At 63.6% G+C, this 17842-nt stretch carries 17 protein-coding genes, 4 tRNA genes and 1 pseudogene; 18 read left to right on the plus strand and 4 right to left on the minus strand.

Going from position 1 to position 17842, the window contains the following annotated elements; genetic code table 11:
• Window positions 1-188 precede the first annotated feature (188 nt).
• Window positions 189-452, minus strand: a complete 264-nt coding sequence (locus AUJ55_08845) for a hypothetical protein (protein OIO56181.1) — start codon at window positions 450-452, stop codon at window positions 189-191.
• A 271-nt stretch (window positions 453-723) separates the two neighbouring features.
• Between AUJ55_08845 and AUJ55_08850 the strand changes: the two genes are divergently transcribed.
• Window positions 724-990 (plus strand): transcriptional regulator, encoded by a 267-nt coding sequence (locus AUJ55_08850; GenBank protein ID OIO56182.1) that lies wholly within the window; start codon window positions 724-726, stop codon window positions 988-990.
• Window positions 987-1265, plus strand: coding sequence for a hypothetical protein (locus AUJ55_08855; protein OIO56183.1), 279 nt, complete (start codon window positions 987-989; stop codon window positions 1263-1265). Before AUJ55_08850 ends, AUJ55_08855 begins: the two co-directional genes overlap by 4 nt.
• A 153-nt stretch (window positions 1266-1418) precedes the next feature.
• On the opposite strand, the gene clpA is transcribed toward AUJ55_08855, so the two are convergent.
• From clpA to AUJ55_08870, 3 genes are read right to left on the minus strand one after another with little or no spacing between them, the layout of a single operon-like run.
• On the minus strand, window positions 1419-3644 hold the full coding sequence (gene clpA, locus AUJ55_08860; protein ID OIO56196.1) for an ATP-dependent Clp protease ATP-binding subunit ClpA: 2226 nt from the start codon (window positions 3642-3644) through the stop codon (window positions 1419-1421).
• 45 nt (window positions 3645-3689) lie between these two features.
• Window positions 3690-4001 (minus strand): ATP-dependent Clp protease adaptor ClpS, encoded by a 312-nt coding sequence (locus AUJ55_08865; protein OIO56184.1) that lies wholly within the window; start codon window positions 3999-4001, stop codon window positions 3690-3692.
• Window positions 4002-4003: 2 nt separating this feature from the next.
• Window positions 4004-4654 (minus strand): hypothetical protein, encoded by a 651-nt coding sequence (locus tag AUJ55_08870; protein OIO56185.1) that lies wholly within the window; start codon window positions 4652-4654, stop codon window positions 4004-4006.
• A gap of 200 nt (window positions 4655-4854) precedes the next feature.
• Here AUJ55_08870 and AUJ55_08875 point away from each other — a divergent pair, with 200 nt between their 5' ends.
• From AUJ55_08875 to tuf, 16 genes and pseudogenes are all read left to right on the plus strand, one after another.
• Window positions 4855-6381, plus strand: a complete 1527-nt coding sequence (locus AUJ55_08875) for a hypothetical protein (protein OIO56186.1) — start codon at window positions 4855-4857, stop codon at window positions 6379-6381.
• Window positions 6378-6635 (plus strand): hypothetical protein, encoded by a 258-nt coding sequence (locus AUJ55_08880; protein ID OIO56187.1) that lies wholly within the window; start codon window positions 6378-6380, stop codon window positions 6633-6635. The genes AUJ55_08875 and AUJ55_08880 overlap by 4 nt, the downstream gene beginning before the upstream one ends.
• A 9-nt stretch (window positions 6636-6644) precedes the next feature.
• On the plus strand, window positions 6645-8354 hold the full coding sequence (locus AUJ55_08885; protein OIO56188.1) for a hypothetical protein: 1710 nt from the start codon (window positions 6645-6647) through the stop codon (window positions 8352-8354).
• Between the two features lie 161 nt (window positions 8355-8515).
• Window positions 8516-10507: a hypothetical protein gene (locus tag AUJ55_08890; protein ID OIO56189.1), complete on the plus strand. Its 1992-nt coding sequence runs from the start codon at window positions 8516-8518 to the stop codon at window positions 10505-10507.
• 377 nt (window positions 10508-10884) lie between these two features.
• On the plus strand, window positions 10885-11793 hold the full coding sequence (locus AUJ55_08895; protein OIO56190.1) for a hypothetical protein: 909 nt from the start codon (window positions 10885-10887) through the stop codon (window positions 11791-11793).
• 111 nt (window positions 11794-11904) lie between these two features.
• Window positions 11905-12891: a hypothetical protein gene (locus AUJ55_08900; protein OIO56191.1), complete on the plus strand. Its 987-nt coding sequence runs from the start codon at window positions 11905-11907 to the stop codon at window positions 12889-12891.
• Window positions 12854-13813: a hypothetical protein gene (locus AUJ55_08905; protein ID OIO56192.1), complete on the plus strand. Its 960-nt coding sequence runs from the start codon at window positions 12854-12856 to the stop codon at window positions 13811-13813. Before AUJ55_08900 ends, AUJ55_08905 begins: the two co-directional genes overlap by 38 nt.
• A gap of 89 nt (window positions 13814-13902) precedes the next feature.
• Window positions 13903-14280 (plus strand): hypothetical protein, encoded by a 378-nt coding sequence (locus AUJ55_08910; protein ID OIO56193.1) that lies wholly within the window; start codon window positions 13903-13905, stop codon window positions 14278-14280.
• 23 nt (window positions 14281-14303) lie between these two features.
• A complete protein-coding gene (locus tag AUJ55_08915) occupies window positions 14304-14828 on the plus strand; it encodes an HslU--HslV peptidase proteolytic subunit (protein ID OIO56197.1) in 525 nt (174 codons plus the stop codon).
• Window positions 14829-14832: 4 nt separating this feature from the next.
• Window positions 14833-16194: an HslU--HslV peptidase ATPase subunit gene (locus tag AUJ55_08920; protein OIO56194.1), complete on the plus strand. Its 1362-nt coding sequence runs from the start codon at window positions 14833-14835 to the stop codon at window positions 16192-16194.
• A 5-nt stretch (window positions 16195-16199) separates the two neighbouring features.
• On the plus strand, window positions 16200-16826 hold the full coding sequence (gene nudF / locus AUJ55_08925; protein ID OIO56195.1) for an ADP-ribose diphosphatase: 627 nt from the start codon (window positions 16200-16202) through the stop codon (window positions 16824-16826).
• A 109-nt stretch (window positions 16827-16935) separates the two neighbouring features.
• Window positions 16936-17011, plus strand: a tRNA-Thr gene (locus AUJ55_08930).
• Between the two features lie 107 nt (window positions 17012-17118).
• Window positions 17119-17203: transfer RNA gene (locus AUJ55_08935), tRNA-Tyr, on the plus strand.
• A 57-nt stretch (window positions 17204-17260) separates the two neighbouring features.
• Window positions 17261-17334, plus strand: a tRNA-Gly gene (locus AUJ55_08940).
• Between the two features lie 27 nt (window positions 17335-17361).
• Window positions 17362-17436, plus strand: a tRNA-Thr gene (locus tag AUJ55_08945).
• A gap of 64 nt (window positions 17437-17500) precedes the next feature.
• A pseudogene (tuf, locus tag AUJ55_08950) lies at window positions 17501-17842 on the plus strand (elongation factor Tu).

Below are 17842 nucleotides of genomic sequence, written 5' to 3' on the forward strand. Positions count from 1 at the left end.
GTTTGTGTTTCCCGGACATCGCTTGGCTCCTCGCTCTCGCCAATCATGCCCCCTCGGTCTTAACAAAACCTACTGTCCAGTTTTTGGGGTCCACTTCAGACAGGCCCTTTGTTGTTTCTCTTTATAGGAAAAAAGGCGACCTCCCGGTCGCCTTTTTAGTTGGTCCCGCTTGTACGGAAAAGGGGGCTTCAGCCCCTCCCCTCGATCCTCAAATCCAATTCCCCCTTCTCCACCTCGATCATCACCGTTCCCCCCTGCATCAACCTGCCGTGCAGGATCTCCCCGACCAGGGGGCGCTTGATCTTCTCGCGCACCACCCGCCCAATCGGGCGAGCCCCCATCTCGGGGTCGAAGCCCGCCTTGGCCAGCCAGCCATCCATCCAGCCTCGGGCAGCGGGGGTCAACAGCAGGGTGATCTTCTTGTCGATCAGGTTGCCCGCCAACTCCGCCACGAACTTCTCGGCGATCCGCTCCGTGACCGCGTGATCTCACGGGATAAACGGAAACTGGCGGCGTGTTCGTGGGGGGGGGCAGCGATCGGATCCTGCACCGGAAGTTCAGTGATCTCGGAATGACGGAATCAAAGATCATAAACTTGCGCACCGTCGCATTGTTGAACATGAGGCATGGGGCTACGATGTAATACAAAGTGCTCACTTGGAACAACCAGCGTGAGTGAGGGGCTGTCGAGGCTCCCCCGTTTTGCGATGAGCGAGGTCAGACATGGGCGTTACAAGCGTGCGGTTGCAGGCCGAAATCGAGACGCCGCTGGAGGCTTTGGCCCAGCGGTTGGATCGCAGCAAGAACTACCTGATCAACCAAGCGGTTCGGGAGTTTTTGGAACGTCAGGCGTTGGAGGAGCAGCGGTGGCGGGAGACCGTTTCGGCCATCGAGTCGGTGCAGGCTGGACGCAGCGTCGACGAGTCGGCGGTCAATGAGTGGTTGGAAAGCTGGGGGAGCGCCGACGAACTGAAACCACCCTCGGCATGAACATCCTCTACGCGCCGGAGGCGATTGAGGATCTCCAATGTTTGCGGGGATTCATCGCGCCGAACAATCCGCTTGCCGCCCAACAGGCAGCGGCGGCCATTCTGAAAGGGATCGCTCAGCTGCGCACGTTTCCGCTTCTGGGCGCCGAAGTGCGCAGAGCACCCAAGCCGGAGATGGTCCGAGATCTCGTCATCGGTCGATACATCGCGCGCTACTTGGTGGGGCGCAACGAGATTCATGTGTTGCGTATTTGGCATCACAAGGAGAGTCGATGATGGGATGGGCCTCCTGGATTCCCACCTGCGCGGGGATGGTGCCCCGAAGGGATGATCGAAGCCGCCCCACGGGGCGCAGTCGATTCAAAGACCAAAAAGGCGACCTCCCGGTCGCCTTTTTGGTTGGTCCCGCTTGTACGGAAAAGGGGGCTTTTAGCTCCTCCCCTCGATCCTCAAATCCAATTCCCCCTTCTCCACCTCAATCGTCACCGTCCCCCCCTGCATCAACCTGCCGTGCAGGATCTCCCCGGCCAGGGGCCGCTTGATCTTCTCGCGCACCACCCGCCCCATCGGCCTTGCCCCCATTTCGGGGTCGAAGCCCGCCTTGGCCAGCCAGGTGCGGGCGGCGGCGGTCAGGAGCAGGGTGATCTTCTTGTCGATCAGATGGCCCGCCAGCTCCACCACGAACTTCTCGGCGATTTGTTCCATCACCGCCGGGGTCAGAGGGGCAAAGGGGACGATGGCGTCCAGGCGGTTGCGGAACTCAGGGGGGAAGGTGCGGCGGATCGTCGCCTCGTCGATCCCGGTTTCGGTGGTCGTGGTGAAACCGATGGCGGCGCTGGCCGAACGGTCCCAAGCGCCTGCGTTGGTGGTCATCACCACCAGCACGTTGCGAAAATCGACCGTGCGACCGTGGGTGTCGGTCAGCGCGCCGTGGTCCATCACCTGAAGCAGCACGTTGAAGATGTCGGGGTGGGCCTTTTCAATCTCGTCGAGCAGCAGCACCGCGTGGGGGCTTTTGGTCACCGCCTCGGTGAGCAGCCCCCCTTTTTCGTGCCCCACGTAGCCGGGGGGGGCGCCGATCAGGCGCGAGACGGCGTGGCGCTCCATGTATTCGCTCATGTCGAAGCGAATCAAGGTCATGCCCAGATCGGCGGCGAGCTGACGCACCACCTCGGTTTTGCCGACCCCGGTCGGGCCGGTGAGGAGGAAGCTGCCTTGCGGACGGTCGGGATGGTCGAGCCCCGCCCTGGCCATGCGCACCGCGTCGCTGAGCAGGTCGATGGCGCTCTCCTGGCCGAAGACCTGCTTTTTGAGGTTTTCGTCCAGATCGCGCAGCTTGCTGCGGTCGCTGGCGTCGACCTGTTTGGGGGGGATGCGGGCGATGCGGGCGACCACCGTCTCGACCGCCCGTACATCGACCTGACTGCCCCCTTTGCCGCGATGGCGGCTGATCCGCGCCGCCGCTCCGGCTTCGTCGAGCAGGTCGATGGCCGAGTCGGGCAGGTGGCGCCCGGTCAAATGGCGGGCCGCCAGCTTGGCGGCGGCCTGCAAGGCGTTGTCGGAGTAGCGCACCGCGTGGTGGGCTTCGAAGTGGGACTTGAGGCCGCGCAGAATTTGCACCGTTTCGTCCACTGAGGGGGCGACCACCTCGATGGGCTGAAAGCGGCGCGACAAAGCCCGGTCGGGCTCGAAGTGGGTGCGGAATTCCTCGTGGGTGGTGGCGCCGATGCAGCGCAGGTCGCCGCTGGCCAGCGCCGGTTTGAGCAGATTGGCGGCGTCCATGGTGCCGCCGCTGGCCCCTCCGGCCCCGATCAGGGTGTGGATCTCGTCGATGAAGAGGATGGCGCCGGGATGTTTTTCGAGCGACTTGAGCACCCCCTTGAGCCGCTCCTCAAAATCGCCCCGGTAGCGGGTCCCCGCCACCAGGTTGCCCAGGTCGAGGGCGAAGATCTTGCGCCCCTGCAGCGGCTCGGGGACCTCCCCTTGTGCGATGCGCTGCGCCAGCCCCTCGGCCAGCGCCGTTTTGCCAACCCCCGCCTCGCCGATGAGGATCGGGTTGTTTTTCCGCCGCCGCACCAGGGTCAGGACGATCCGCTCCATCTCGACCTCGCGCCCGATCAACGGATCGATCCGCCCCTCCTTGGCCCGATGGGTCAGCTCGACGGTGAACTTGGTCAGGGTCTCGTCGAGCGGCTCGTCGTCGACCTCATTGCCCCCCTCCCCGTTGGGGTTGCCCCCCGGTCCAGTACGGGCCTCGTCCTCGAAATGGGTCGCCCCATGCACCAGCCCCCGCACCCGCTCGAAGGTGACAGCGCGGCTGTGCAAAAACCAGACGGCGCTTTGGTCATCTTGCTCTTCAAGCAACGAGAGCAGCAGATGCAACCCGGTGACCGGCCCGTGATCCCCCTGCTGGGCGGTCAGTAGGGCGCGGCGCACGATGCGCTGAAAGCCGCCGGTCGGCTCGGGGGCATCTTCTTCGGGGCTGAGCAGGGGGGTGTGTTGGTTGATGAAGGTGTCGAGCTCCAGCCGCAGCCCCGCCACGTCGGTATTCAGGCGGACCAGGGAGTCTCGCACCGAGGGGGTGTCGACCAAGGCCAGCAACAGGTGCTCCACCGTCAGGTAGGCATGGCGGCGTCCCAGGGACTCCATCGCCATCTGGTTGAGGGTGAAGCCGATCTCGGTATCGAAAATAGCGTCCACTTAGGTTCGCTCCACAGTGCATTGGAGGGGATGGCCGTTCATACGGGCTTGGGACACCACCTGCTGTTTCTTGGTTTCCGCCAAATCACGGGGATAAACCCCCGCCTCGCCACGTCCTTCGTGATGCACGGCAAGCATGATGCGTACCGCGTCGAGGTTGCTTTTGTTGAAAATCCGCTCCAGCACCATGACCACGAATTCCATGGGGGTGTGGTCGTCGTTGTGCAGCACCACCCGGAACATCGGCGGATGCTGGCTCTGCGTGGCGCTCTTGGCTTGTTGCTTGGTTTTCGAATCGACCGAAGTCCCCATCGTTACGCAGTTGCCCCCGTTTCGAGGTGCAAGGTCCCCTGCTCCATGCGGAACATCGGGCCGCCGATCCGCTGCCCCAAGGCGGCGTCGCGGCTGGACAGCAGCACGCAGCGTTCCCCCTCGGATACCCAGCGGCGCAAAAATTCGACCATCCGCATCTGCCCTTTTTCGTCAAACCAGAGCCCGGCGTCGTCCCACAGCAGCACCTGGGGATCGCAGGCGATCACCCCTGCCACCGCCGTCCAGACCAGATCGTCGACATGCAGCGAGGTCAGGGTTTCCCCCCCTCGACCGGCCAGGCCGACCTGCCCCAATGCCGCATCGACCTTCTCTTGCAACGCCTGCTTTTGGATGCCCCGGCCCGCCGGGCCAAAGGCGACATCTTCGGCGACGGTGGGGGAAAAGAGCTGATGCCGCGGATCGGTGAAGAGGTAGCCGAGCATCGGCCGCAAGTCGTCGCCCCCACCCGCCTTGCGCACCAAACCGCCGACCCGCACCTCCCCCGAGGTTTGGGGGTTTAAGCCCGCGATCCCGGCCAGCAGGCGGCTTTTGCCTGAGCGGTTGGGGCCGGTGATGGTGGCGATGGTCCCGGCGGGCAGGGTCAGGCTGGTGGGGGCAAGCCCGCTGCAAGACAAAGCGTCGAGGATCAGCATGGGGATGGGGCTCCGGGTCGAGGATGAAACAGCCCGTTAAGGGTCGCCCATGGGGGACGGGGAGGCAACGACCCAGGTCGGAGCGGATCAAGGGGGTGGCGGGGGCTGGGTGATCCTGGCCATACTCGCCGTGCCCCCAAAGGGCTCAGGATTTCCAGCGTTTGCACCGACCCACCACGCCGACAGGGACCCCCACCGTCATGAACGATCACCAACCTACCGACATCGCAGGTTTTCTCGCACGACGCTGGAAAACCCTCGACGACCTCCCGGCGTTGCGGCACGGAGAGACCGGTTTGAGTTATCGGCAATTGAGTGGTCAGGTCGGCTACTGGGCGCAGCGGCTGCGCGAGGCCCAGGTGGAGCCGGGCGACCGGGTGATGCTGCTCTTCCCCAACACCCCGGCTCTGTTGGTGGCGGCCTTTGCGGTTTTGGCGTGCGGCGCCATTGTCGAGTCCTTCGACGACAAGGCGGGACGGCAGCGGCTCGATTATGTGGTGGGGCTGACCGAACCCAAGCTCTGCCTGCACAGCGCAGGGGTGCACCCCCCGGAGGGGGTTGACGCTCTTGAATTGGTGCTTGATTTCAACCGGGATGCCGGGGGATCCAATCTCGACGACATTCCCCCCTGCGCAGGGGGGGACACCGCGATACTGCTGTTTTCTTCCGGCTCGACGGGGCTGCCCAAAGGGGTGGAGATCACCCACCGCCAGCAGATCGCCATCGCCACCCATTTGGCGGCAGGGGTGGGGCTTCGCAAAGGGATGCGGGAGCTGGTCGTCGCCCCCCTGAGTCATTCCGACGGTTGGCAACGGGCGCTGGCGGCGCTGGCGACCGGGGTGGAGCTCTGTTTCCCCGAGGGGTTGATCACGATCAAGCAGATTCTCGACGATGTGTCGTCACTGCAAATCGACACCCTGTTTTTGCACCCCGCCTGGATCCGCTACCTGTTGCGGTGCAATCAGGAGGAGGTGCAACGTGCTTTTGCCGGGGTGGTGAGCCTGGAGACCGGCAGCGCCACCCTGTGGCCCGAAGAGGTGGCCCGCCTGCGCGACTGGCTGGCCGATACCGCCATTCACATCCACTACGGCATTTCTGAATCGCCCCGCTCCACCCTGCTCGACCTGGGGGCCCGTCCCGACAAGTTGGCAGGGGTGGGACGCCCGTTGCCGGGGGTCGAGATCCAGATCCTGGGTGAGGGGGGGGGGACGGTGGCGCCGGGGGAGGTCGGGCAGATTGTGATTGCCGGTCAGCACCTCAGTCGCCGTTACTGGCGTATGCCGGGGCTTTCGGAGGAGCGTTTTCGCGACGGCTGGCTACTGACCGGCGACTATGGGCGGCTCGACGGGGAGGGGTTTCTCTCGTTCGCCGGGCGGAAAGACGACCTGATCGCCTCGGGTGGGTTTTGTTTCTATCCTGCCGAGGTCGAATCGGAGCTGGGGGAGATCCCCGGAGTCGCCGACTATCTGGTGGTCGGCATTCCCGACGCCAAGGGGGTATTGGGTGAGGAGCCCTGGCTTTTCGTGGTCCCTGCCGGGCCGGATTGGTCCTCGCGCCAATTTTTCCTCCACGCCCGCAATAGGCTGGAGCCCTACATGATGCCCCGCCGGGTCGTGGTGCTCGACACCATCCCCCGAACCGATTCGGGCAAGCCGCACCGCCAGGCACTACGCAGCCGCTACACCCCATCCAACGTCCATCCCCATCAGGAGCCAAGGACGCCATGAGCATGACGACCGAACAGATTTCCCAGGATTTGATGACCTTTTTGCGGGAGGAATTTCCCGGCCAAGGCAACGAGTTGACCGAGGAGATGAACCTGCTCGACGACTGGTTTCTCGATTCCTTGAGCATCGTCGACGTGGTGATGTTTCTAGAGAGCCACTTCGACATAGCGGTCGACCGCAAGGACATCACCGGCGACAACTTCCACAGCGTGGTGGCGCTGACCCGCTACGTCGAGCAGCAGATCAACGGTTAAGGGGCAGTCATGACCGGCCTGCTGGCCAACCTCAAGACCAGTGAAGAGGAGCGCGCCGCCCACGACACCCACCGCCCCGGTGTGGTGGCGACGGTGTTGGCGATTTTTGGGCTCTACATCTACCTCTTCACCGACATCGCCCTCTACTGGCACCTGATTACCCCCGAGGCGCTGGCCCGTACGCTGCACCTCTATTTGGCCCACACCTTCGGCGGCGACGGCAATGTCGATTCCTACCTCAACATTGACCGGGGGCCGATCTATTCCAGCGACGACGAGCGGCTGATTCTTTTTTCGATCTTGATCGCCGCATTCCTGAGCGCCTACTACCTGCCGATCCGCTTCAAACCCATCGCTCTGGTGATTTGGTCGGCGCTGGCGTTGGGGGTGCTGTACGGGCTGGTCGCCTGCGCCGTGCTGCTGGCGGCCCACACCCTGGTCTACATGACCCTGCATCGGCCCAAGAACGAGGCGTTCGCGCTGCTGCCGGGGGCGATTTTGTGGGTTGCCTTGGGGGCAGGGAGCCACTGGCAACCGGGTCCCACCATGATGTGGGCGATGATGCCGGTGCTGTCGTTCGTGCTCTACCGGGGGGTCATGCTGCCGCTGCTGGCCAACTTGGTTTGGGCCCCCCGCGTGCAAACCCTGGTGGTGCAATCGGCCATCGTCACGGTCGCTATTGGCACCCTCTACAACGGCGTCATTGCCGACGAATCCTGGAAATTCCCCCTCGGCCTGCTCCTGTTCTTTTTTCAGTGGGAGCGGCTGTTCATGTACCACATCGATTTCAAGGATGGGAAGGTCCCCGACGACGTCACCTGGGGGCGTTATCTGGCGGTGTTTTTCTCGCCGGGGGCGATCCCCAACTGGATCGACCGGGTCTGCATCGGCCAGGGCTATGCCTATCTGAACAATCAATTCCTCTGCCGCGACAAGAACGAGATCGTCAAGGGGGGAATCAAGTTACTGCTCTTGGCGTTGATGTACCTGGTGCTGGGGGAGTGGTTTCGCCACGCCCTCGTCGAGGGGTTCGAAGCGCTGGGGGTTTCGGTCCACAACGGCAGCACTCAGGGTCTGATCGACGACTACATGCGCGGAGAGACGATCTCGCCGCTGTCGATCTGGCTCACCACCCTGCTCAATTTGGCGAAATGGTTCGTTTTTTTTGCGGCGGTCGGCCACTTCAAGGTGGGGCTGTGGCGCATCTGCGGCTACGACGTCGCCCCCAGCTTCGATAAACCCTGGTTGGCCACCAATCTGGTCTCCTTCTGGGGCCGTTTCACCTACCACTACCGGGAATTTTTGGTCCGCGCCTTCTACTACCCGGTCTTCTTCAAGTATTTCCGCAAGCACCGCAAGACCCGGATCGTAGTCGCCACCATGGCCTCGGCGGGGCTGGGCAACCTGGTCTGGGGCCATGTGGTCGAGATTACCTACTACCGGGGTATGGAGTGGGAGGCGATCCGCTATGTGCTGGGGCATTGGCCTTACTACTTTTTGCTCGGGCTGGGGATCTCCCTCACCGAGCTCTATCTGCTCAAATTCAAGCGGCGGCGCAAACCCTGGAGCCGCGACGTATGGCTGGTTACCGACGTGCTGGCCGCCTACGCCACGGTGCAGTTCTTCGCCTTGATTCACATCTTCAATCGGGTGGCAGGTGGTTCGACCCTGTGGGATCAGACGCAACTCTTCCTGCTCGCCTTTGGAATTCGGTTTTAGGGGGAGGCAGGGGAACCTGATGAGGGGGGAAGGCCCGAAGAGGGGGGCTTGGTTGTTGGCGGAGCCATTCACAAAGGCCGCTCATCCTGAGCAAGTCGAAGGGCGGGGGGCGATCCCCTCCACCGACATCTTCCGTTGCCCTCTCCCTCCCGGGGTTTTCCATGTCCAACCACCTTGCCGGATCCACCTCCCCCTACCTTGAACAACACGCGGACAACCCCGTCGACTGGCGTCCCTGGGGTGAGCCGGCGCTCACCTTGGCTCGCGAGCAAAACAAACCGATCTTTCTTTCCATCGGTTACAGCGCCTGCCATTGGTGCCACGTCATGGCCCACGAGTCGTTCGAAGACGACTTCACCGCGCAGGCGATCAACCGCGATTTCATCCCCATTAAGGTCGACCGGGAGGAGCGGCCCGACCTCGATCAGATCTACCAGCAGGCCCATCAGATTTTGACCCGGCGTGGCGGCGGCTGGCCCCTGAGCATTTTTCTTACCCCCGACCTCAAACCCTTTTTTGCCGGAACCTACTTCCCCAAAACTCGGCGGTATGGCATGCCGAGCTTCACCGAGGTGCTGGCCGCAGTCGTCGAGGCGTGGCGGGAGCGGCCCGAGGCGGTGGGGACCCAGGCGGGGCAGGTCACCGATTTGTTGACCCGATATCAAAACCCCGGCGCCGACATGGGGGGGCAGGACGATCCGCTCCCCGGCATGGGGGGGCGGCTGTTGGTGCAGCACGACGACCGCTTCGGCGGCTTCGGATCCGCCCCCAAGTTTCCCCACGTCCCCGATCTGCGCCTGTTGCTGCGGTTGACGAGCCGCACCGGCGATCCCCGATTTGCCCAAGCGGCAGCCTTCACCCTGGACGCCATGATCGCGGGGGGGATTCATGACCAGATCGGCGGCGGTTTTGCCCGCTACAGCGTCGACGACCGCTGGCTGGTCCCCCATTTCGAAAAAATGGGTTACGACAACGGCCAGCTTTTGCTGGTGCTGAGCGAGGCCGACGCCCTGCTCGGGGTCGATGAGGAGCGGCGCCGAGCCCGCTGGGAGATCGTGGCGTGGCTTCAACGTGAGATGCTGCTGCCGGGCGGTGGTTTTGCTGCGGCGCTCGACGCCGACAGCGAAGGGGAGGAGGGGAGGTTCTACGTCTGGCAACAGGGGGAGCTGGCCGGTTTGCTCAATCCCGAGGACTTCGAGCTGGTCAGCGCCGCCTGGGGGGTGAGCGAGCAGGGCAATTTCGAGGATAAAAACATCTTGATCCGCGCCTTGAACCCCCAGGCACTGCGCGAGCGGTTCGGCCAGGGGGCAAGCGTGCGTCTGGCCGCCATTGCCCAGCGACTACGCGAACATCGGGATCAAAGGGTCCACCCCGGATTGGACGACAAGCTCCTCACCGCCTGGAACGCGTTGCTCGTCAAAGGGCTGCTGCGCCATGCCGCGCTGGAGGGGGATGAAACGGCGCAGCAGATGGCGATCACGGCGCTCGACGCAGTGTTGGCCCTGATGTGGGATGGAGACCAGCTTTGGACTGCGGCGCGGGGCGAGCGCCACAGCGATGCCCCCGGGTTTCTCGACGACTACGCCTTTTTGAGCGACGCCCTGATCGAGGCCCATACCTGGAGCGGCAAGTCGCTTTATCTTGAGATTGCACACGCTCTGACCGAGCGAGTGCTCGCCCGTTTTTCAGCCCCTCAGGGGGGCTTTTATTTCACCGGTTTGGGCCAAGCCGATGTCATCGTCCGGACCCAAAACCCCTTCGACGCCGCCACCCCCTCGGGCAACGGCGTTGCCGCCACGGTGTTGCTGCGCCTGCACGCCCTGACCGGAGAAGAACGCTACCGGACCGCCGCCGAGGCGACCCTCGCTGCGTTTGCTGGAACCTTGGCCTCCAGCCACGGTGGTCATGGGGCGCTGGCCCTAGCGCTCGATCTGGCGCAGTCCGGGGTCGACGAGTTGACGGTGGCGGGGGAGGCGCCCCCTTTTCTTCATGTGCTGGGGCGGCACTACGGGGCCGAGGCGGTGGTTCGGCGTGATCCAGCCAAATCGGGGGCGTCGTGGTGCAGTGGGGGGCGGTGTTGGCCCGAGGTGGGTGATGCCGAGGGATTGGCGGGGCAGATGGGGGGGGCTTCGGTTCGTCCCTCGACAAGCTAGGAGTCTGTCGGACGTGAGATCGTCCTACTCGGCAATTGCTCCTGCATTGCTCTACCTCCTGCATCCATGCAGTCGTGCGTCGGCGGGTAATCGGTCCAAATTTCCCCGGTTTTTCGTCACATAGCCACCACTATGATCCTCAAAACCGTGAAAATTTGGCCTCGATTCCCCAATCGGCTCGCTACGGACGCTCAAGCCCGACAGGCTCCTAGGGATGAGCGGTTCGGGTTTCAGGCTCGGTATGGGCGATTGGGATGCGTCGTAAACACAACCCTCTCACCCTGAGCCTGTCAAAGGTCGAGCCGTCTTGGAAAAGCGGCCCTTTCATCCGCTATGATCGCCCCCTTTCTTGCGTCATTTAACCCTCAGGTATCCCCGTGTCGGTCTACACCCAAGTTGCCCCCGAAGAGATCCAGCCTTTGCTCGACGCCCATGGCCTCGGCCAATGCCAAAGCCTCAAAGGCATCGCAGCCGGAATCGAGAACAGCAATTACTTCTTGAGTACGACCAAGGGTGAGTACGTGCTGACCCTGTTCGAACGGGCCGATCCCGAGGCGTTGCCGTGCTACCTCAAGTTGATGGCGGCGGCGGCCCACGATGGGATTCCCTGTCCCGATCCGGTGACCCCGTTGACCACCCTGGCGGGCCGTCCGGCGGTAATCATCACCCGGCTGAGCGGCGGCACGGTCGATGCCCCAACCCCCGAGCAGTCCTTTCAGACCGGGGCTTGGCTTGCCCGGCTGCATCTGGCGCTCGCCGCTCCCGAACTGGGGCGGGGGCTGCCCCCCTCCCATGACCGGGCCCTGGTGCGCGAGCGTTTCGAACGCAACCTCGACAAAGCCAAGGTCCATGCCGAGTGGGGCGGTTTGGTCCCCCTTTGGCAAGGTTGGGTGGAGCGGTTCATGACCATCCCCGCCGGATTGCCTGGGGGGGTGATCCACGGCGATCTCTTCACCGATAACGTTCTCTTTGACGGTGGGCGACTGTCGGGGCTGATCGATTTCTATTACGCCTGCTCCGATGCGTGGGTGCTCGACCTGGCCATCACCATGAACGCCTGGCCCCACGCCGAGGCGGTTGCCGAGGGGTACCGTTCGGTTCGTGCGTTGCACGAGACCGAAGAGGCCGCCCTGCATCCCTGCCGGATCTTCGCGGCGCTGCGCTTCATGATCTCCCGCCTCGACGACGCCTTGAACCCCCGGGAGGGAGAGATGGTGCAGATCAAAGATCCCCTGGAATACCACCGTAAGGTGGCGAATTTGTTGGGGGAATCGGCGGGCCTTTGATGGCGGTATAAAAGGAATCAAGCCGACCCCGCGTGTGGCTTGAATGACACTCCGGCGTTCAATGACGAGCTGGGGGATATCCGTCCCCCGGATGAGCGCGGAGGTGTCGTGATGGTCGAGACTTTAAAACGCGGGTTGCAGGCGGTTGTGCTGGTGCTGTGCGTGGGCGGTGTCATGGGGGGGGCTGGCGCCGCCGAGCGTTGGGGGCTTTACCTGCATGCCCCCTTGCCCGGAAACGACACGGTCGCCAAGGTGAGCGCCAATCTGGCGCAAACGGCCAACGCGATGGGTCTCGGGGTACTGGTCACCACCCCCATCACAACCGGCAATCCCAAGTGGGAAGCGCAGGTGCTGGTGCTCGACGATCCGGCCTACCGCCAGGCGGTCCTCAAGCAGGGGGGCGGCAATGGTGGGTTTGCCGCGACGCTGCGGCTGGCGGTGTGCCGCGATGGGGCCAACCGGTTTATCTCGATCCTCAATCCCATGGCGCTGGCCTCGGTCTTTGTCGGTGCGGGGGGGGGGAGGCAGATCAGTCCCATCATCAACGCCTCTCAAGAGGCGCTCGACCGGCTGCTTGCCCTGGTCAAGCAGGGTGCCGGTGCGGTGTTGGGAGGCGAGGGTGAAGAGGGGGCGGGGCTCGGTCACGCCGAGCCGGTGCGGCTCGAAAACGTCTGGCCCCAGTATCGCTCCTTCTTCGGTACCACCATGCCCGAGGCGTTGGTGGAGCGCGGCAGCATCCCCGGCAACCTGAATCAGGCGGTCGAGCAGATCAGCCGGACCATCGGCCAGCACGACAAGGGGATACCCCTTTACCAACTGGTCGACGAACAGGCCGGGGTGGCGGTCATTGGGATCTCTTGGGCCTGGATCGAAAAAACAGCGTTCGAGATCATCAAGAAGATCGACCACGCCCCCGCCTTTCCGCTGGAATTTGTTTTGGTGCGGGAGGGCAATCGGGTCAAGGTGGAGACCCTGGCCGAGATGTGGCGGATGGACGTCTATTTTTCGGATGCTTCGAAGTGGGCCTTCATGACCCACATCGCCATCCCTGGGGAGTTGGATGACCAGAAGGCAGCCCTCGTGGCCGCAACACCCTGATCCTCAAGGCTCGCAGGCCGAGTTTGCCCCCGACCCCGGCTGGCTGACGCGCTGGCATGGGTACGCCCTGGGGGAGCTCGGTCTGCGCGAGGCGACCCGCGTCGCCTATCTGGCGGACTTGCGACTGCTGGCCCGATTTTTCGAGCGCCACGGTCTGGTCGGCGACACCCTTCCCCCCCAGGTCGACCCCTTGCTGCTGCGCGCTTTCCTCGCCGAGGGGGCGCTGCAGGTGGGCTCCTCCCGTTTGGCGCGTCGGCGCTCCGCCCTCAAAAACCTGGCCCGCTTCGCCCTGCGCGAGGGGTGGTGGCAGGCCGATCCCACCCGCGAACTGCCCTCCATCAAAGTACGCCCCCCCCTGCCCAAACGGGTCGAGATCGAGGACGCCATCCGTATGGTCAGCCACGGCGCCCATGGCCGTTTCACCCCCCGCGATCATGCTTTGCTCGAACTGTTTTACGGCGCCGGGCTGCGCCTGGGCGAGCTGCACGGCCTGAACGTGAAGGATGTCGAGTTGCTCCACGACCGGGTGACGGTGATCGGCAAGGGGGGTAAGGAACGTCGGGTACCGATGGGGGCTGCGGCGGTGGCGGCGCTGGCCGCTTATGCACAAGAGCGCCCCGTCGGGGCAGATCCGGCCCTGTTTCTCTCCCGCGATGGCGACCGGCTGTCACGGGAGCGGATTGCCGCCATCGTGCGCAAGGCTGCCCTCATCACCGGTCAAAAAGCCCACATTACCCCCCACACATTGCGCCACGCCTTTGCCACCCATCTGCTCGAAGAGGGGGCCGACCTGCGGGCGATTCAGGAGCTGCTCGGCCACAGCTCGATTGGCACCACCCAGCGCTATACCAACATAGATCTGGACCATCTGACCAAGGTGATCGACGCCGCCCACCCGAGAGCACACCTCAAAAAAAAATGAGGAGCGGTTTGCCCGAGGGGGCGAGCGTGCCAGGATTGGGGCGTGCGGCAGCGTGTATCTCGCTGCGTTGAGATTGCCGGGAGGGCATCATGAGCCGTTTGTTGAGCATGTGGGCGGCCGTATGTTGGCTCATCACACCACTTCCTGCCGGTGCCGAGGCGGCGGTGCCGGAGCTGGTTCAAAGCAAGTGTTTCAAGTGCCACCGTCCTGACCTCGTAACCGAAAAGCCCCATCGCCCCATGCCTTTGCGCGGGGTGTTCGGCAAGCAGGCCACGGTGGTCGAGGGGGGGTGGCTCTGGGACGAGGCCCATCTGCGCCTCTGGTTGAGCAAACCGCATGGCGGCCCCCGTCAGGCGGTTCGCGACTTCACCGGTGACCCAGTCGCCAAAACCACCATGGGATTTCCGGGGTTGGACGATTCGGCGCAGATCGACACCGTCGTCGAATTCCTCAAGCACTATCAATAAAGGTCTTTTTTGTGGAAACCACTCTGCACGGCACCACCATCCTTTGCGTTTGCCGCGACGGTCAAACCGCCGTCGGCGGCGACGGCCAGGTCACCTTCGGCAACACCGTAATGAAGGCGACCGCCAACAAAATTCGCCGCCTGCATCAGGGGCGGGTGGTGGTCGGTTTTGCAGGCGCAACCGCCGACGCCTTCACCCTGTTCGAGCGGCTCGAAGGTCAGCTCGATTCCCACGGGGGTATCTTGCGTCGGGCGGCGGTGGCGCTGGCCAAAGACTGGCGCACCGACCGCTACCTACGCCGCCTGGAGGCGATGTTGATCGCCGCCGATAAAGACAGCGCCTTGATCGTTTCGGGGACCGGCGATGTGGTCGAGCCCGAGGACGGGGTGCTGGCCATCGGCTCGGGCGGACCCTACGCCATGGCGGCGGCCCGCGCCCTGATACGCCACAGCGATCTGAACGCCGAGCAGATCGTGGCGCAGGGGCTGAAAATCGCCGGAGAAATCTGCATCTACACCAATCAAAACCATGTCATCGAGGTCGTCTGAGACAATGAATCTTCCCTTGACCCCCCGAGAGATTGTCTCCGAACTCGACCGCTTCATCGTCGGCCAGAACAAGGCCAAGCGGGCGGTCGCCATTGCCCTGCGCAACCGCTGGCGCCGCTTGCAGCTGAGCGACGAGCTGCGCGAAGAGGTGACCCCGAAAAACATCCTGATGATCGGCCCCACCGGGGTCGGCAAAACCGAGATCGCCCGTCGTTTGGCCAAGCTCGCCAAAGCCCCCTTCATCAAGGTCGAGGCGAGCAAGTTCACCGAGGTCGGCTATGTGGGGCGGGATGTCGAGTCGATCATCCGCGATCTGGTCGAGACGGCGGTGCAGATGGTGCGGGCCGAACATGCCGAGCAGGTCAAGGTGAAAGCCCAGGAAGTGGCCGAGGAGAGAATTCTCGACGCGCTGCTGCCCAAGCCGCGGTCGGCCATGCTGGGAGCAGAGGAGAAGGAGGAGGATCCGACCCGACGCAAACTGCGCTGGCAACTGCGCACCGGCGAGCTCAACGAGCGCACCATCGAGATCGAACTGCCCGAGGCCCAACCTGCCGGAGGGATCCCCATCGGCATCATGGGGCAGGGGGGGATGGAGGATATCGGCCGCCAATTCCAGGAGATGATGGGGCAGATGATGGCGGCCGGACGCGGTCGCCCCGGCCACCGCGAGAAGGTGACGGTGCTGCAGGCGCTACGCCGTCTGGAGGAGGTCGAGGCACAGCGATTGGTCGACGAGAACGCCGTGCGCGAGCAGGCGCTGCGTCGCGCCCAGGAGGAGGGGATCGTCTTCATCGACGAGATCGACAAGGTCTGCCGCGGTTCGGAAGGGGGGCGTTCCGGGGCCGATGTCAGCCGCGAGGGGGTGCAACGCGATCTACTGCCCATCGTCGAGGGTTCCACGGTGAGCACCCGCTACGGAGTGGTGTGCACAGACCACGTGCTCTTCGTCGCCTCGGGCGCCTTTCACGTCGCCAAGCCCAGCGATCTGATCCCCGAATTGCAGGGGCGCTTTCCCATTCGGGTCGAGATGGATTCCCTGACCGCCACCGATTTCGTCCGCATTCTCACCGAGCCCAAGAATGCCTTGGTCACCCAGTATGCCGCGCTTCTCGGCACCGAGGGGGTCGGGCTGAGCTGGGACGATGAGGCGATTGCCGAACTGGCCCGCTTGGCCGAATCGGTCAATCGCCGGGTCGAAAACATCGGCGCCCGCCGCCTGCACACATTGATGGAACAGCTCCTCGAAGAGGTCGCCTTCACAGCCCAAGACCGCAGTGGCGAAACCATCGTCTTCACCGAAGCGATGGTGCGCGAGCGGCTTGGCGCGCTGGCGGGCGACGACAACCTCAGCCGCTACATCCTCTGATCCCCATGTCCGAATCCCAATCGTCCAAGCAGGTGGAGATCCTGGGGCGCGAGGTCTGCTTCCAAGGTTTTTTTCGCATGGAGCGCTTCAGGCTGCGCCACACCCTGTTTGCTGGGGGGTGGAGTCCGGTCGTCGAACGCGAGCTTTTCGAACGGGGTCATGCCGCCGCACTGCTCCCCTACGATCCGGTACGCGACGAGGTGGTGTTGATCGAACAGTTTCGTATCGGCGCCTTGGAGGCTCCCGGTGGGGCGTGGCTACTGGAGATCGTCGCCGGGATCATCGAGTTGGGCGAAACCCCGGAAGAGGTGGTGCGGCGCGAAACGGTAGAGGAGGCGGGGATCGAGGTGGCTGAAGTCGAGCCCATCTACGACTACTTGGTGAGCCCCGGCGGCACCTCGGAGCGGATCACTCTATTGTGCGGGAGGGTCGACGCCAGCCGAGCACAAGGGATCCATGGTCTGCCCCACGAGGGGGAGGACATCCGGGTCCTGGCGGTTCCCTTTACCACGGCGTGGCGTTGGCTGGAGGAGGGGCGCATCGACAACGCCACCCCCATCGTGGCGTTGCAATGGCTGGCTCTGAACCGGAAGCGACTGCGCCTCAAATGGGGCGTAACGCCGGGGGTGTGAACCGTTCGAAGCGACAAGGGTTTGCCCCGTGCGAAGGGGGTGGTTGCGGTGGTTGACGAACCGGGGTCGGTCCATACAATTCGCCCTCCTTTTTGGGGGCGGACAAAGTGCTGGCGTAGCTCAGATGGTAGAGCAGCTGCCTTGTAAGCAGCGGGTCGGGGGTTCGATTCCCTTCGCCAGCTCCAAAATCGCAGGATGGGGGGCGGGGCGGTGCGAAAGAGGGCTCGATTTTTGAGTGGCGAAACTTGACACCGGCTCCCCGCGCGGGTATCAACCGCGCCCTTTTTCGTGTGGAGGGGTTCCCGAGCGGCCAAAGGGATCAGACTGTAAATCTGACGGCTCAGCCTTCGGAGGTTCGAATCCTCCCCCCTCCACCACTTTCGTTCATGATCGACCGGAGCTTGTTTGGCGTCGGCACTCGGTGTCGGAATCAGGCGGGTGTAGTTCAATGGTAGAACTTCAGCCTTCCAAGCTGACTACGTGGGTTCGATTCCCATCACCCGCTCCATTGATACGCTGCTCCTGTGGTTGTAGTGCCCATGTAGCTCAGGGGTAGAGCACTTCCTTGGTAAGGAAGAGGTCCTCGGTTCAAATCCGAGCATGGGCTCCATATTTGAAGTATTGGCGATCTGGCGGCAGGTCCTTTCTTCTCATTTCAGCTGGAGAAATTCGCGATGGCCAAGGCGAAATTTGAGCGGAGCAAACCGCACGTCAACATCGGGACCATTGGTCACGTCGACCATGGCAAGACCACTTTGACGGCTGCGATCACCTCGGTGCTGGCCTCGAAGGGTCTTGCCGAGAAGCGGGCCTACGATCAGATCGACGGCGCCCCCGAGGAGCGTGCTCGCGGTATTACCATCGCGACCGCCCACGTGGAGTACGAGACCCTCGCTCGTCACTATGCCCATGTCGACTGCCCCGGCCACGCCGACTATGTGAAGAACATGATCACCGGCGCTGCGCAGATGGACGGCGCGATTCTGGTGGTGTCTGCCGCCGACGGCCCGATGCCC

The organism is Proteobacteria bacterium CG1_02_64_396, from assembly GCA_001872725.1.
Taxonomy (GTDB): Bacteria; Pseudomonadota; MNWR01; order CG1-02-64-396; family CG1-02-64-396; genus CG1-02-64-396.

Excerpts from the sequence above, each read along its gene's own strand:
- AUJ55_08850 (OIO56182.1), top strand. The coding sequence starts at position 724 with ATGGGCGTTACAAGCGTGCGGTTGCAGGCCGAAATCGAGACGCCGCTG.
- AUJ55_08855 (OIO56183.1), top strand. The coding sequence starts at position 987 with ATGAACATCCTCTACGCGCCGGAGGCGATTGAGGATCTCCAATGTTTG.
- clpA (OIO56196.1), bottom strand. The coding sequence starts at position 3,644 with ATGGCGATGGAGTCCCTGGGACGCCGCCATGCCTACCTGACGGTGGAG.
- AUJ55_08865 (OIO56184.1), bottom strand. The coding sequence starts at position 4,001 with ATGGGGACTTCGGTCGATTCGAAAACCAAGCAACAAGCCAAGAGCGCC.
- AUJ55_08870 (OIO56185.1), bottom strand. The coding sequence starts at position 4,654 with ATGCTGATCCTCGACGCTTTGTCTTGCAGCGGGCTTGCCCCCACCAGC.
- AUJ55_08875 (OIO56186.1), top strand. The coding sequence starts at position 4,855 with ATGAACGATCACCAACCTACCGACATCGCAGGTTTTCTCGCACGACGC.
- AUJ55_08880 (OIO56187.1), top strand. The coding sequence starts at position 6,378 with ATGAGCATGACGACCGAACAGATTTCCCAGGATTTGATGACCTTTTTG.
- AUJ55_08885 (OIO56188.1), top strand. The coding sequence starts at position 6,645 with ATGACCGGCCTGCTGGCCAACCTCAAGACCAGTGAAGAGGAGCGCGCC.
- AUJ55_08890 (OIO56189.1), top strand. The coding sequence starts at position 8,516 with ATGTCCAACCACCTTGCCGGATCCACCTCCCCCTACCTTGAACAACAC.
- AUJ55_08900 (OIO56191.1), top strand. The coding sequence starts at position 11,905 with ATGGTCGAGACTTTAAAACGCGGGTTGCAGGCGGTTGTGCTGGTGCTG.
- AUJ55_08905 (OIO56192.1), top strand. The coding sequence starts at position 12,854 with ATGACCAGAAGGCAGCCCTCGTGGCCGCAACACCCTGATCCTCAAGGC.
- AUJ55_08910 (OIO56193.1), top strand. The coding sequence starts at position 13,903 with ATGAGCCGTTTGTTGAGCATGTGGGCGGCCGTATGTTGGCTCATCACA.
- AUJ55_08920 (OIO56194.1), top strand. The coding sequence starts at position 14,833 with ATGAATCTTCCCTTGACCCCCCGAGAGATTGTCTCCGAACTCGACCGC.
- nudF (OIO56195.1), top strand. The coding sequence starts at position 16,200 with ATGTCCGAATCCCAATCGTCCAAGCAGGTGGAGATCCTGGGGCGCGAG.